Source organism: Tychonema sp. LEGE 07196, assembly GCF_963890365.1.
GTDB lineage: Bacteria > Cyanobacteriota > Cyanobacteriia > Cyanobacteriales > Microcoleaceae > Microcoleus.
Genome location: NZ_CAWPRX010000002.1, coordinates 1 through 13883, shown reverse-complemented (window position 1 = coordinate 13883; position 13883 = coordinate 1). Strand labels below are relative to the sequence as shown.

At 45.9% G+C, this 13883-nt stretch carries 13 protein-coding genes; 7 read left to right on the top strand and 6 right to left on the bottom strand.

Annotation, left to right across the window (positions count from 1 at the left end; all coding sequences use genetic code 11):
- Nucleotides 1–23: 23 nt before the first annotated feature.
- Both AACV78_RS00240 and AACV78_RS00235 read left to right on the top strand, forming a co-directional pair.
- Complete coding sequence (locus tag AACV78_RS00240; RefSeq protein WP_194012259.1) at nt 24–1262, top strand: LL-diaminopimelate aminotransferase; 1239 nt, start codon at nt 24–26, stop codon at nt 1260–1262.
- Between the two features lie 298 nt (nt 1263–1560).
- The gene (locus AACV78_RS00235) at nt 1561–2943 is read left to right on the top strand and encodes an SNIPE associated domain-containing protein (protein ID WP_194012258.1); all 1383 of its coding nucleotides are present in this window, start codon (nt 1561–1563) and stop codon (nt 2941–2943) included.
- A 243-nt stretch (nt 2944–3186) separates the two neighbouring features.
- Here the strand turns inward: AACV78_RS00235 and cofH are convergent, their stop codons facing one another.
- A complete protein-coding gene (gene cofH / locus AACV78_RS00230; RefSeq protein ID WP_194012257.1) occupies nt 3187–4344 on the bottom strand; it encodes a 7,8-didemethyl-8-hydroxy-5-deazariboflavin synthase subunit CofH in 1158 nt (385 codons plus the stop codon).
- Nucleotides 4345–4483: 139 nt separating this feature from the next.
- On the opposite strand from cofH, the gene AACV78_RS00225 reads away from it, so the two are divergent.
- Both AACV78_RS00225 and AACV78_RS00220 read left to right on the top strand, forming a co-directional pair.
- A complete protein-coding gene (locus tag AACV78_RS00225) occupies nt 4484–5701 on the top strand; it encodes a glycosyltransferase (protein WP_194012256.1) in 1218 nt (405 codons plus the stop codon).
- 135 nt (nt 5702–5836) lie between these two features.
- Nucleotides 5837–7735 (top strand): glycosyltransferase family 39 protein, encoded by a 1899-nt coding sequence (locus AACV78_RS00220; RefSeq protein WP_228042539.1) that lies wholly within the window; start codon nt 5837–5839, stop codon nt 7733–7735.
- A gap of 220 nt (nt 7736–7955) precedes the next feature.
- Here the strand turns inward: AACV78_RS00220 and AACV78_RS00215 are convergent, their stop codons facing one another.
- Nucleotides 7956–8561, bottom strand: a complete 606-nt coding sequence (locus AACV78_RS00215) for a DUF3318 domain-containing protein (protein ID WP_194012255.1) — start codon at nt 8559–8561, stop codon at nt 7956–7958.
- A gap of 2 nt (nt 8562–8563) precedes the next feature.
- Here AACV78_RS00215 and AACV78_RS00210 point away from each other — a divergent pair, with 2 nt between their 5' ends.
- On the top strand, nt 8564–8707 hold the full coding sequence (locus AACV78_RS00210) for a hypothetical protein (RefSeq protein ID WP_194012262.1): 144 nt from the start codon (nt 8564–8566) through the stop codon (nt 8705–8707).
- Nucleotides 8708–8918: 211 nt separating this feature from the next.
- On the opposite strand, the gene AACV78_RS00205 is transcribed toward AACV78_RS00210, so the two are convergent.
- Nucleotides 8919–10496, bottom strand: coding sequence for a NupC/NupG family nucleoside CNT transporter (locus AACV78_RS00205; RefSeq protein WP_194012254.1), 1578 nt, complete (start codon nt 10494–10496; stop codon nt 8919–8921).
- 222 nt (nt 10497–10718) lie between these two features.
- Between AACV78_RS00205 and AACV78_RS00200 the strand changes: the two genes are divergently transcribed.
- Entirely contained in the window at nt 10719–11006 is a 288-nt protein-coding gene (locus tag AACV78_RS00200) for a hypothetical protein (protein WP_194012253.1), read from the top strand.
- A 155-nt stretch (nt 11007–11161) separates the two neighbouring features.
- Here the strand turns inward: AACV78_RS00200 and AACV78_RS00195 are convergent, their stop codons facing one another.
- The 3 genes from AACV78_RS00195 to AACV78_RS00185 form a co-directional block, all read right to left on the bottom strand.
- Nucleotides 11162–11356: a hypothetical protein gene (locus tag AACV78_RS00195; protein WP_194012252.1), complete on the bottom strand. Its 195-nt coding sequence runs from the start codon at nt 11354–11356 to the stop codon at nt 11162–11164.
- A 100-nt stretch (nt 11357–11456) separates the two neighbouring features.
- Nucleotides 11457–11582, bottom strand: a complete 126-nt coding sequence (locus AACV78_RS00190; protein WP_255513028.1) for a hypothetical protein — start codon at nt 11580–11582, stop codon at nt 11457–11459.
- A 235-nt stretch (nt 11583–11817) separates the two neighbouring features.
- Entirely contained in the window at nt 11818–12072 is a 255-nt protein-coding gene (locus AACV78_RS00185; protein WP_194012251.1) for a hypothetical protein, read from the bottom strand.
- Nucleotides 12073–12162: 90 nt separating this feature from the next.
- Between AACV78_RS00185 and AACV78_RS00180 the strand changes: the two genes are divergently transcribed.
- Nucleotides 12163–13883 (top strand): filamentous hemagglutinin N-terminal domain-containing protein (locus AACV78_RS00180; protein ID WP_194074365.1); only part of this gene is annotated, 1721 nt, incomplete at its 3' end.

Sequence of the window (13883 nt, the reverse complement as noted above, 5' to 3'; positions counted from 1 at the left end):
TACGACAAACTAGCGATCGAACTATGGCAACTATCAACGACAACTACCTCAAACTCAAAGCCGGCTACCTGTTTCCCGAAATTGGGCGCAGGGTGAAAGCCTTTGCAGATGCGAATCCCCAAGCGCCCATCATCCGGCTGGGGATTGGCGACGTGACAGAACCGCTACCGGCGGCTTGTCGCGAGGCGATGGTGGCGGCGGTAGCAGACATGGGTTCGCGGGATACCTTCAAAGGATACGGCCCGGAACAAGGTTATGAATGGCTGCGCGAGAAAATTGCCGAACACGATTTTAAGTCGCGGGGATGCGAAATTGATGCTTCGGAAATCTTTATTTCTGACGGTTCTAAGTGCGACTGCGGCAACATTCTCGATATCTTTGGCAACAATAACACGATCGCAGTTACAGACCCAGTGTATCCGGTGTATGTAGACACGAACGTGATGGCCGGACACACGGGAGATGCGAACGAAAATGGCGAATACGGCGGCTTAGTTTACCTGCCAATTACCGCAGAAAACAACTTTACTGCCCAAATTCCCACCGACAAAAAAGTCGATTTAATTTACCTGTGTTTCCCCAACAATCCGACGGGCGCAACTGCAACGAAGGAGCACTTGCAAGCTTGGGTAAATTATGCTAAGGCGAACAATTCGATTATTTTCTTCGATGCGGCCTACGAAGCGTATATTACCGATCCGAGTTTACCGCATTCTATCTACGAAATTGAGGGTGCGCGCGATTGTGCGATCGAATTTCGTTCTTTTTCCAAAAATGCTGGTTTCACCGGTACTCGCTGCGCCTTAACAGTAGTACCGAAGACTTTGACAGGAAAAGCCGCAGACGGTTCTGATGTCGAAATTTGGAAGTTATGGAATCGCCGCCAATCTACTAAGTTTAACGGCGTTTCTTACATCGTCCAGCGCGGTGCTGAGGCGGTTTATTCTGAGGCCGGAAAAGCACAAATTAAGGCGTTAGTCAATTTTTACATGGAAAATGCTGCGATTATTCGCGAGAAATTGACAGCGGCGGGAATTGAGGTTTTTGGCGGCGAAAATGCGCCTTACGTGTGGGTAAAAACGCCTTGCGGTTTGACGAGTTGGGAGTTTTTCGATAAGTTGCTGCAAACTTGCAATGTGGTAGGGACACCGGGTTCTGGTTTCGGCGCGGCGGGTGAGGGTTATTTCCGCATTTCGGCCTTTAACAGTCGGGAAAATGTGGAGGAAGCGATGCGACGGATTGGGGAAGAGTTTAAGGTTTAATCTCATCTCTGGCTTAAACCGAAAGGCAGCCAGCCCGCCAGGAGTTTCAACCCCTGGCGGGCTGGCGGAATCAGCGAAAAAGCATTGATTTAATGTGTTGTGGAACAGGCGGGAAAGCCTGTTATTGAAAATGGTGTAAGATGCAAGTTTTGGAAAGTGCGATCGGCTGATTGTCCCAAACTACACTTGATGCGGATGAATATGTGCTAAGGGCGATCGAGTTAAATTTCCGGAAACTTGTCTGATTCACAAGCTTACAGTTATATTAAGACGTATTCACTTAGAAATGCAGGGTCATATGTTGTCAACACTCCTCGGATTATCCGCATTAGTTCTAGCTGCCGCATTGACATACACACAACTGAAACTAACTAAACATAAAAAGCTTTTACGTAAATATGATTCGCTTTTTTCCAAAGAAGACTTTGAAAAGCAATTAGATTCTAACATCAATCTCAAACAAGGGGAACTAGACCAGCTTGCAAGCGAGCAAAAAAAACTAAAGGCTAAAATTCAAAACCTCCAGCAAAAACTTAGTGAGGTTGAAGAATCAGAATCCGTTCAATCTTTTGGATTTTATAAATCACAGTATAACTTTGGCAGTTCTGAAGAATACAAGCGCCGACTTGACCAAATTAGAACCCAACAAAGCAAAATGCTCAAAGATAAGACGGCGGCCATCTGTCGTGTACCCTGGGTAGTAGAGGGCAGCCAGAAAAAAGGTAAGAAAATGACCGATGACTTTCTGACGCTAATACTGAGAGCATTTAATGGCGAGTGCGATGCTGCAATTCTTCAGGTTAAATATAACAATGCCAATAAATTAGAAACCAGGATTAATAAAGCTTTTGACACCTTGAACAAGCTCTCAGAAACTAATCGCTGTCAAATCATGCCTAGTTATCGCGCTCTCAAACTAGAAGAATTATATTTGACTCATGAGTTTCTGGAGAAAAAACAGGAGGAAGCTGAAGAACAGCGGAGAATTAGAGAGCAAATGCGCGAAGAAGAAAAAGAACGCCGGGAGCTCGAAAAAGCGAGAAAAGATGCGGAACAAGAAGTAAAACGTCGGGAACAAGCTTTAGAAAAAGCTCGCCGAGAAATCGAACAAACTACAGGTCAACAGAGAGAACAATTAGAGCGAAAAATTCAAGAAATAAATCAACAACTTCAAGAGGCTCTTGCTAGTCAAACAAGAGCGATTTCTCGCGCTCAGGTGACTAAAGCAGGATATATCTACGTCATTTCAAATATTGGTTCTTTTGGAGAGAATATTTATAAAATTGGGATGACGAGAAGGCTTGAACCCGACGATCGCGTTAAAGAATTAAGTGGAGCGTCTGTTCCATTTCCCTTTGACATTCATGCAATGATTTTTTCGGAAAACGTTCCACAAACTGAAAACTTATTGCATCAATGTTTTCGAGATAGAAGCGTGAACAAAGTTAACCAGCGCAAGGAGTTTTTTAAGGTGACATTAGATGAAATCACCTCGGCACTTGAAACAATTGCCGAACAAACTAAAACTGTCAAAAAAGCGGAAATTAAATTTACCAAGGTTGCTGAAGCAGAACAGTATCGAAAAACGCTAGCTATAGAACTAGGTGAAACTCAGCCTCCAGACTCAACTTATACACCGACATGGGATGAGGAAGAGGAAGATCCCGACGCAGATGAATAAGCAATGCAAAGGCTATGAATTCCACACAGTAGGACAAACTATCCGAAAACCAAAATGGTTGACTCGATCGCCTGAATCCCAGTTTTAACGATATCCCGATCGGTATTCTGCCGGAGCATTTAACCAAGATCCGCCTCGCAACACCCGCGAATTATTGTTACTGTCAGTCAACCATACACTGCCATTTGTGGGTGCTTCGTGATAGACAATACTCGCGTCTTGTTTTTTGGGAAAGGCGATCGCTCATTTTCTGCTAACACCTATTCCTGCCAATTTGTCAACCCCCAGAGGTCGATAAATTGTATCTCTTTGCTGATAATCCCGCCCCAAAGAACGAATCGCATTCTGCAAATCTTCCACAGACTGACAACTGCCGCCAACCGCACCGGCCATCGTAGTAATGTGCTCTTCCATCAAAGTGCCGCCGATATCGTTACAGCCCCATTTCAGCGCTTCTGTAGCTCCATCTAAACCCAGTTTTACCCAGCTTGGCTGGTGATTGGAAATCAAATTTCCTAAGAAGATTCTAGATACTGCGGTGAGCAACAATGTATCTGCTAAAATTGGTTGGTCGCGGCCGACTCGACTCCGCAAAGGAGCCGGTGCATCCTGTCCGACAAAGGGCAGTAAAATGAATTCTGTGATGCGCGCTGGATAGTTGTTGTTAATTGCAGTTTGTTGGAGCGATCGCACTTTTTCCAAATGCAAAACCTGCTGAGAGGCAGTCTCAATATGCCCGCAAAGCATCGTGCTAGTTGTCGGCAAACCCAGACGGTGAGCAGTTCCCACAATTTCTAACCAAGTTGCAGAATCTAGTTTTTCCGGGCAAATTATCCTCCGCACCGCATCGTCGAGAACTTCCGCTGCAGTGCCCGGCATCGAACCAACTCCCGCATCTTGCAAAGCAGAAATTACATAGCTGAAACTCAGATTATCTTGTCTGGCAATAAATTCTATTTCTTGCGGCGAAAAAGCGTGCAAGTGCAACTGCGGAAACTTATCTTTAATAGTTTTTACCAATTGCAGATAATAGGGCAAAGATGCGCCGCCCTGCTTAGCTTGAATATTTAAGCCGCCCTGCATACAAATTTCCGTCGCACCCCGCTGCACTGCATCAGTTGCCTTTTCCTGAATTTGGGCTGAATCTAACCAAAAAGCACCTTCATCTCCGTCGTCGCGGCGGAACGCACAAAAACTGCAATGCTGCTCGCAAATATTGGTAAAATTAATATTGCGATTTATAACATAGGTAACAGTATCCCCTGATTGTTGGCGGCGCAGCAAGTCAGCGGTTGCTTGAATTTGGGCGAGATCCTCTGGATCTCTTTGTTGCAAAAGTATCAAGGCTTCGGCGGTAGAAATGTTATAACCTTGTAAAGCTCGATCTAGAATTGCATCCACAGTTTTATTTTTGGCTCAGTTACAGAATTACTGCCTAGAATTAAGGCGTTTTTATATTTTAACAAATCGATCGTAGATGAACGCTCTGCTAAAATCTCAACTTTTACCAAAGCATCTTTTAATTTGTGAAACTTAATTTATGGGCATCAACCAAACAAATCATCTGTTACCAGTGCCTTCTGGACTTTTGCAAATTCCTGCTGTACCGACTTTCGCTTCAACTTTTACAGACGCAGATACAGCGCCCATTTATTTTTCCCTCGTCATTCCCACCTATAACGAGTGCAAGAATGTCAAGAGTATTGTGGAACAATTGACTCAATTGCTTGATGGCATGATTCCTGGCAACTACGAGTTAATTGTAGTCGATGACGACAGCCCCGATCGCACTTGGGAAATTGCCCTGTCCCTGACACCAGAATATCCGCAATTGCGCGTGATGCGCCGATCAGACGAGCGGGGACTTTCCACCGCCGTAATTCGCGGGTGGCAAGCCTCTAGGGGCGAGGTTTTGGGGGTGATCGATGCCGACTTGCAGCATCCGCCGGAGACACTGTTGCAGCTTTTAGCAGAAATTCAGCGGGGAGCCGATTTGGCCGCTGCGAGCCGCCACGTTGACGAGGGCGGGGTGAGCGACTGGAGCGTTGTCAGGCGATTGTTGTCGCGGGGAGCTCAAATAGTCGGATTGATCGTACTACCGGGAGTGGTGGGCCGAGTTTCCGATCCGATGAGCGGCTATTTTATGGTGCGCCGCAGTTGTATTGCCGGCAAAACCATGAATCCTGCCGGTTACAAAATTTTGATTGAAGTGCTTGGGAGGGGAAACATCCGCTGGATTGGAGAAGTTGGTTACGTGTTTCAGGAGCGGAAGGAAGGCGAGAGCAAAGTTACTGGAAAACAGTATATTGAGTATTTGCGGCATTTGCTCATATTGCGGTTTGCCCGCTGGCCAATGGGTAAGTTTCTGCGGTTTGGCGTGGTTGGTTTCAGTGGCGTGTTTGTGGATATGGGAGTTTTGTACGTGCTGCGCGAGATATTAAATTGGGAGCTGACTCGCAGTCTGATTCTTGCTGCTGAGTTGGCAATTATCAGTAACTTTTTTTGGAATGATTGGTGGACTTTTGGGGATATTTCTAAGCGACAGCCGGGAATGAAGCAGCGCTTGAAACGGCTGTTGAAGTTTAATACAATTTGCTTGATGGGTTTGATTTTGAATGTGCTGCTGGTTAATGTGATGTTTAATTTTTTGGGGATGAATGAATATTTGGCTACTTTAATTGCGATCGCAGCCGTGACTCTGTGGAATTTCTGGATCAATATGAAGCTGAGCTGGCGGGTTACGGAAGTTGACAGTTGACAGTTGACAGTTGGCGGTTGGCAGTTGATAGGAAAGCAGGGAGGGTTTTAAACAGTTGATAGTTAACAACTAGCAACTAGCAACTGTCAACTGTCAAGGATCAACTATAATGACTCTTCTTCCCAAGGCCTTTGAATGACTGAATTGATGATTAAAAATAAACAACTGTTGCTAATATTGCTGTGGATGGCGATCGCCCTAATGCTGCGCTTTGCCAATTTGGACTCGAAACCGCTGTGGACGGACGAGTTTTCGACTCTAGTGTTTAGTTTGGGGAACAGTTTTCGCGGTGTGCCGGTCGATCGGGCGATCGACCTTTCCACTCTACTGCAACCGCTGCAATTTCGTCCCGATGCTGGCATTGGAGATGTCCTAAACCATTTGCTGCTAGAAAGCAACCATCCGCCAGTATATTTTATGCTAGCCCACTGGTGGATGCGGTTGTTTGGGCCGACCGAAGATAGTTTAGTTTGGATCGGGCGATCGCTCCCGGCATTATTAGGCGTAATTTCAGTACCCGCCATCTATTTTTTAGGCAAATTTGCATTCAATTCTCGTTTAGTCGGTCAATGTGCCGCCGCGATGATGGCAGTTTCTCCCTACGGCATTTATCTCGCTCAAGAAGCCCGCCATTATACGTTAGGAATCTTATTAGTTATTGCCTCTCTTTTTTGCTTGACATTCGCTGCAAAAAAAATGGTGCAGCGCGCTCCGCTACCTGTTTGGGCTGTGCTGCTTTGGATAGTTGTCAACTGTTTGGGAATTGCTTCTCACTACTTTTTCGTGCTGACTTTGGGCGCGGAAACCATCGCCTTAATTGCTGTAATTTGGCTGGAATTGAATCAGAAATTGGCAACTTCAAATAATCAGCAGCCGAATATTGGGCAATTTCAAATTATCTGGCGGCTGTTAGCAGTAGCGCTGGGGACTTTAGCAGGCGGTTTAGTGTGGTTGCCAGTATTTTTATCAAATAAATATGGTAGCGAACTAACTAATTGGATAGCCAGTGGCGATCGCACATTTTTAGATTTGATTAATCCGATTGTTCAAGCTTTAGCTGGATGGATTACTATCGTGTCGCTGCTGCCGGTGGAATCATCAAATTTGGCAGTAGTGGCTGTATCGGCGATCGGCATGGCAATATTTTTGCTGTGGGCGCTTCCGGTTCTATTTAGCGCTCAGAAAAACTCCTTAAAAACGCCAAATAATCGTTTAGGTAATGTTATTTTCGGTGGATTTGTACTCGGAGCAATTTTCCTATTTTTCAGCTTTGCATATATTCTAGGAATTGACCTAACTCGCGGTGCCCGCTACAACTTCGTCTACTTTCCCGGCGCGATATTATTGTTAGGAGCAACCTTGGCCGTTATTTTTAACACACCTACAGTCAAAAGTCAATGGTTTAATTTACCGACCGTAGAAATTGCTGGCAAAAAAGCAGTATTGTTAATTTTAGCAATGAGTTTTGTCAGCGGTATCACAGTAAATTCCAATCTCGGCTATCGCAAATATTACAAACCAGATTTTTTAATTCCGATTATCCGCGAAGTTTCGTCGAAAGTTCCCGTGTTAATTGCCACTACTCAAAAGACTCATGTAGAAATAGGAGAGTTGATGGGGATTGGATGGGAATGGGAAAGAAGTTCGGCAACGGATTTTGTAGCGGATGTAACGGATGTTAGGAAGAAGGAAGAAGGAAGTTCGGCAACGGATTATGTAACGGATGTAACGGATGTAACGGATGTAACGGATGTAACGGATGTAAGTCGGTCGGAAGAGGGAAGAGGGAAGAAGGAAGAAGTTAAAGCCTTTGATTCTCCACGGTTTCTTTTGGTTAAGCAGAGAAGGGATGCGCCGGAAATTGTGACGGGGATACTCGATCGCACACTCAGTCAATTAGAACGTCCGCTAGATTTGTGGTTGGTAAATTTTCGCGCCCCTGTCAACTTAACATCACAAAAATGTCAGCTTGAGTCGCGCCAGTTTCCTGCAGTAGACGGGTATGAATATCAAATTTATCATTGCTCTAGTTAAGCATAAACGGGATTTTTTACAAAAATACTATTCGCAGTTAGATCGAATCCGATAACATCGGAATAATTCAGATAGATATTCTCTCTCTGTGTACTCTGCGCCCTCTGTGGTTAAAAAATCATTCCGATACAACGGTCAACGATACGAACCCTCCGTTTCCGAGGCTTTGTTGGGGTTTCACTTCGTAAGGGTTCAACCTACGCTAGGAAGAAAGTAGTTTTCAATCTTTCCTCACACTATCCGGCACGCCCACCGCCGAAATACCCGATATCGCCCTTAAATTCTGACACCGAATCAACTCATTAAAATCCAAACTGCGCCCTTCAATTTGCGCCGCAGCTTCAATAGCAGACAGCAAATGTCCGGCGGCCTCGGCTTCGCTGTAACCGCGCCTTAGAGCGACTTTAATCGCCGTCTCGTCAGCATCTAACTCTACTTGCGAACTGCGGTTGTCGCGCCAAATTCGAGTCATCGCCAGTCCCGTTAAACCACCGGCGATCGCAATTCCGATCGCATCTCCCTGCAACAACTCTACAACAGTCCCGACAATTCCCGCCAGAGCAGCACCTTGATAAATATCCGCTTTAAACCACTTGAAATTGCCCAAAAAACTCACATTTCGCAATAGCAGCAAATCTCGCTGCGGCTTAGATAGCAGCCGCCACAAATCAAAATTAATATAAATCGGTCGAGATTGATTCCAAGGCAAAGGAAAATCGCAATCAATTACCGTCGATTGTTGGGGCTTATTAATAATTTTACACGTCATGCGACCGGAAGCGGGCATCACATCTAACAGGCGTCGAATTTCAGGTTCGGGATTCATGATTGAAGGAAGAAGGAAGAAGGAAGAGGGAAGAAGGAAGAAGGAAGAAGGAAGAAGTCATTAGTCATTGGTCATTAGTCATTAGTCATTGGTCATTAGTAATTAGTCATTGGTCATTAGTCATCAAGAAGAGGGAATTGGTGTGATGAATTTCGCTTATTACTTAGTCTAGATCCCCCTAAATCCCCCTTAAAAAGGGGGACTTTGACCGCTTCCAGTTCCTGTCTAATAAAAGGGGAACTTTGACCACTTCTTGTCCCCCCCTTAAGAAGGGGGGTTAGGGGGGATCTGGCCTTAATTGCCAGACAGAATACTGGAACTAGGTTTGACGTTAAGTGTCCTTAACTCATACGTTGTTTAAGGCGTTTTCTTCGATTCAGATTTAGGAGATTCTTGAGCTTTTGGAGTTGCTTTTTCACGCTTCGGCGAAGGCTTCGGGCTGGCAATTTCTGGGGCAACTGACGGCTGGGAAGTTACGCTTGGGGATGCCTGCTGTTTTTGGGAAGCGGGGGCAGTTATCGGGGCTGCAGGGGCTGCCTTAGCACCTAAAATGCTCGCGTCTCCGGTGTCAAATAAGCCGGCGATGCAGGCAATCATCATTGTTGCTAAGGTGCCGACAAATAATGCTTTCCAACCGAGTTCGGAAATGTCTTTGCGCCGGGAGGGAATTAGGGCGATCGTACCGCCGACAAATATACCGACGGATGCTAGGTGCGCGAAGCCGGAAAGGGCGTAACTGACAATCAAAACTGTGCGATCGCTAATCAGTCCTGTTGCCGCCGCTTCTGCTAAACTTTGATAGGGCGGAATTGCGGTTTCTAACAGTCGCCGCCCGATGATTACTGATGCTACCCAAGAATCTTCAATGGGAACTCCAGTTAACAAGGTTAGCGGGTAAAATAAGACTCCTTGGATGTTTTGCAGGGTTACAAAACTAAAGATTGTGCCGATGGGAGCCGGCAACACGGCCAACCAGCCAAAGAATTGATTGATTAAGGAAACTAAGCCCAAGATTAAAATCAAAACAGCGGCGATGGCTACTGCCATCTTCACGCCGTCCAATGCGCCAATTATCGCTGCATCCAAAGGGCTGACTCGTTCGATGGGTTCTCCGCCCACAGTCTCTTGTTTGAGCGCTTCGCCGTCGATTTCCGAAATTTCGTCGCTGATAAATTCGCCGAGGCCTTGAGGTTTCCGTTCTTCCTTGGGGATGCCGCCCATTGTCAGCGGTATTCCTGTTTCGGGAACTAATATTTTGGAGATGACAAAGCAAGCGGGAATGGCGATAATTGAGGCGGAAACTAAATGTCCTAAAATATTTGGAAATACAGGCTTGAGAAAGCTGACGTAAATTGCTAAAGTTGATGAAGCGGCGGTTCCAAAACAGCAGGAGAGGATGGCACAAAGTTCGGAACGAGTCATTTGTGGCAAGTAAGGCTTGACGACAATTGCTGCTTCTATTCCTACGAAAATATTGGCTGCGCCGCTTAGTGCTTCCGCGCCGCTCAACCGCATTGTCTTATAAAATATTTTGGCAAAAACTTCGGTGACAATTTGAATTACGCCGATGTTATAAAGTAAAGCCATGAGGCCGGAAAAAAAGACGACTGTCGGTAAAGCTCGAAAGGCGAAAATATATCCTAAATTAATTGCCGGCTCTTTACCCGGTACTGGTACAATATTGCTCCCGAATACAAATCTCGCTCCGGTGTCAGCAGCGGTGAATACTCCATCGAGCAAGCCTGTAAACCACTCTAGGGCGATGCGAGTTGGGGGAAACAGGAATACTAAAAATCCTAAGACTAATTGCAGGCCAATTCCCCAGATGATGACGCGCCAAGGTATATAACGAACTTGGCGGTTTTCTGAGAAAATCCAGGCGATCGCGCAGAGCCCAAAAATGCCCAGAAATGAGATAAAGTTGTAAATAGACATGAGTCTAGTCCTTAAAATAGCTGAGAATGCCGATCGACGGTTTGCACCACATCAGTTATACTATTCATCGGACGGCAAGTGCCAAAAAAAATAATTAGCAGATGAATTACGCACTCAACAGCGTATTTATGTCGTTGTTTATGTCAGCGCCAGCGGAAGCGGATTTTTAGCAACCGTTGATTTGCCGTAATTACCAGCAGTTCACATAAAAACACGCAACACATGGAAGCTTTTGCTCCACATCCTCCCGAATGGACTGCGATGGCGGTTCACGCTACTGAGTTTTGCTGTCCCAAGTGCGGTGCTAGCTGCACTGATGCCCGCGAGGTCTGGATTAATCGCCGATCGCCAGTATACAGCGAGTTCCAGCGTCGCAAGTGGCAAGAATTTTATCGCTGTCAGTGCGGCGGCGTGTGGTGGGCCTGGAGTAGCGATAGGCCTCCTTCGGAACTTGTGCGTCCCGACGAGAGTTCGGATGAGAGCTCCGATGAGGACGATGATGATTTTTAGAAGGACTTTCGATTGGATTTGAAACAGTCCCGGACTCACGCCCCGGCCAAAAACCCGGTTTCTGCATCAAGCATCTCACATCGCGTCCGATCGATTAACATCATAAAAACGGATATGTGCGGAGGGCCTCCGCACATATCCCAGCAATTTCTTAACTAATTGAGTACGTCAAGTAGGCCATTGACTACGCCTGACATTACTTTTTCAACTAAACTCAATTCATGTTCGCCGATCGACTCGTCTAAGAGCATTGACTGAATTCGCTGTCTGTCATCGCGAGTCAGTTGGCCAGAGGCAAAGATCCGTTCAACTACTTGTTCATTTAAAAATGGGAAGGGTTGAGTTTGCATTATCTGTCCCTAATAGCATCAATATTTTGTTTTTAATTTTGCTAGAGGAGGCAGTTATTTTGTGGGTTTTTACCTTCTCATCCAAATCTTTGCTTCAATCTTAGGACTCACCGGGCGTTTTGTCAAGACACCTGCGACCGATAAATACGGAAGCTGCTTGGTATTTCTGAAATTCTGGCAAAAGATGGTTTTGGAGGGCGATCGACTCAAAGACACTGATTTGCATCCTGGGAGCAAACTCCCGTGCCCGCAAGCTTTTTAAGTTTATTGGCACTTTAGCGGAACATTACAGCTCAAAAAAAATCAAAACTACAATAGATTAGAATGGGGCATGGCGAATGGGGAATTGGGAATTGGGAATGGGGAATTGGGAATTGTTGACTGTTAGCTGTTAGCTGTTAGTTGTTATTTGTTAGTTGTTATTTGTTAGTTGTTATTTGTTAGTTGTTATTTGTTAGTTGTTATTTGTTAGTTGTTATTTGGAATTGAGAATTGGGCTCTAGCGTTGCGGAGGGATTAGGAATTCGTAGCAAGTAACCAACAACCAACAACCAATAACCAACAACCAACAACCAATAACCAACAACCAATAACCAACAACCAACAACCAACAACCAACAACCAACAACCAATAACCAATAACCAACAACCAACAACCAATAACCAACAACCAATAACCAATAACCAACAACCAACAACCAATAACCAACAACCAACAACCAACAACTAATGACCAATCACCACTGACTGATGACTAATGACTAATGACCAATGACTAATGACTAATGACTAATAACTAATAACTGATGACCTATTTTCGCTCTGCTGTAATTTTGACATTAGGTTTTTGGCTGCTACCGCTAGCAGCGCGATCGCAACCTGTCGTGCCGGCAAATGACGGTACTAATACTGTTGTCAATCAGGAGCAAAATCGCTTAGAAATTAGAGGCGGACAACTGTCGGGAAACGGCGCAAATCTGTTTCACAGCTTCAGCCAATTTAATCTCAGCGAAGGTCAAATTGCTAATTTTATAACTAATCCCAATATTCAAAATATTTTAGGGCGAATTTCCGGCGGCAATGTTTCCGTCATTAACGGCCTGATTTCAGTAAGCGGGGGAAACTCAAATTTATTTTTAATGAATCCGGCGGGAATTGTTTTCGGTCAAAATGCGACATTGAACGTGCCGGGGTCTTTTTTGGCAACAACTGCAACGCAGATTGGTTTCGGCGACGGCTGGTTTGCTTCAAGGGGAATTAACGATTACAAATCATTGCTGGGAAATCCAAGTCAATTTAATTTTGAAAACTCAGAATCTGCGACAGTTGTCAATGCTGGAAATTTGGCAGTAGGCAGGGGTCAAAATTTAACTTTGCTGGGGGGAATCGCGATAAATACCGGGCAATTGTCCGCCCCCGGAGGTCAAATTACGGTGGCTGCTGTTGGGGGAAGCAATACAGTCCGCATCAGTCAGACTGGTAATTTATTGAGTTTAGAAATTACTCCGTCTTTGCAGTCAGACAAATCGGCGATCGCCCCAGTTACTTTACCTGTGTTGCTGACTGGCCCGGGCGTAGAGTCAGCCACAGGTTTAACGACTAACGAACAAGGTCAATTAATCCTGACTGGCGGCCAAACAGTGCCGGTAAATGCCGGAAGCGCGATCGTATCAGGTGCTGTCAATGTATTTGGTTCAGATCGCGGCATTGGGGGCACAGTCAATATTTTAGGGTCAAAAGTCGGACTCTTCGGCGCAAATATCAATGCTTCGGGGACAGATGGCGGAGGAGTCGTGCGCGTCGGCGGCGGTTTCCGGGGGACGGAACCGGTGCCAAACGCTTTGGTAACTTATGTTAGTCCTGATTCTACGATCGCAGCAGACGCGATCGACCGCGGCAACGGCGGCACAGCCACAATTTGGTCAGACAATACAACTCGCTTCTTCGGCAATATTACGGCTCGCGGGGGCACAGCAGCAGGAAACGGCGGCAGAGTGGAAGTTTCGGGTAAAAATGCTCTAACTTTCCAAGGAGAGGTGGATACCCGCGCGCCTAACGGGGCGATCGGCAATTTGTGGCTCGATCCGGCAAATATTGCGATCGTCAGCGGTAGCGGCGAAAACAGCTTTTCATCCTCTGCTGGCGGGGAACTCCAATCCACAGAATCACCCACTGAAACATCGATCTCAGAAGTGCAGTTGGAACAGATGGCGGCCGGCAGCAACGTAGTTGTAGAAACCCCCGGCTACATCACCCTCCAAGACTTACCCGACAACAAACTCGCACTGCAAGCGCAAACCGGAGACAGCGTAACATTTCGATCGGGCGGAGTGTTTTTTGTCAACGACTCCAAGGATTTAATCGAGACTCAAGGTGGCAACATTAACATTTTTGCCAGCAGCATTTCTCTGGGCGGAGTCAACGCTAGCGGCGGCAATATCGCTCTGACTGCTAACGGCATTGACTTCAGGGGCGGCAGCAATTCCGTCAGCAGTGCCGGGGGGACAATTAGCTTGCAGCCCAGCGA

Bases quoted from the DNA above. Each gene is read 5' to 3' on its own strand.
- AACV78_RS00190 (WP_255513028.1), bottom strand. From the start codon at position 11,582: ATGCAAATCAGTGTCTTTGAGTCGATCGCCCTCCAAAACCATCTTTTG.
- AACV78_RS00205 (WP_194012254.1), bottom strand. From the start codon at position 10,496: ATGTCTATTTACAACTTTATCTCATTTCTGGGCATTTTTGGGCTCTGC.
- AACV78_RS00200 (WP_194012253.1), top strand. From the start codon at position 10,719: ATGGAAGCTTTTGCTCCACATCCTCCCGAATGGACTGCGATGGCGGTT.
- AACV78_RS00195 (WP_194012252.1), bottom strand. From the start codon at position 11,356: ATGCAAACTCAACCCTTCCCATTTTTAAATGAACAAGTAGTTGAACGG.
- AACV78_RS00220 (WP_228042539.1), top strand. From the start codon at position 5,837: ATGACTGAATTGATGATTAAAAATAAACAACTGTTGCTAATATTGCTG.
- AACV78_RS00240 (WP_194012259.1), top strand. From the start codon at position 24: ATGGCAACTATCAACGACAACTACCTCAAACTCAAAGCCGGCTACCTG.
- AACV78_RS00225 (WP_194012256.1), top strand. From the start codon at position 4,484: ATGGGCATCAACCAAACAAATCATCTGTTACCAGTGCCTTCTGGACTT.
- AACV78_RS00235 (WP_194012258.1), top strand. From the start codon at position 1,561: ATGTTGTCAACACTCCTCGGATTATCCGCATTAGTTCTAGCTGCCGCA.
- AACV78_RS00215 (WP_194012255.1), bottom strand. From the start codon at position 8,561: ATGAATCCCGAACCTGAAATTCGACGCCTGTTAGATGTGATGCCCGCT.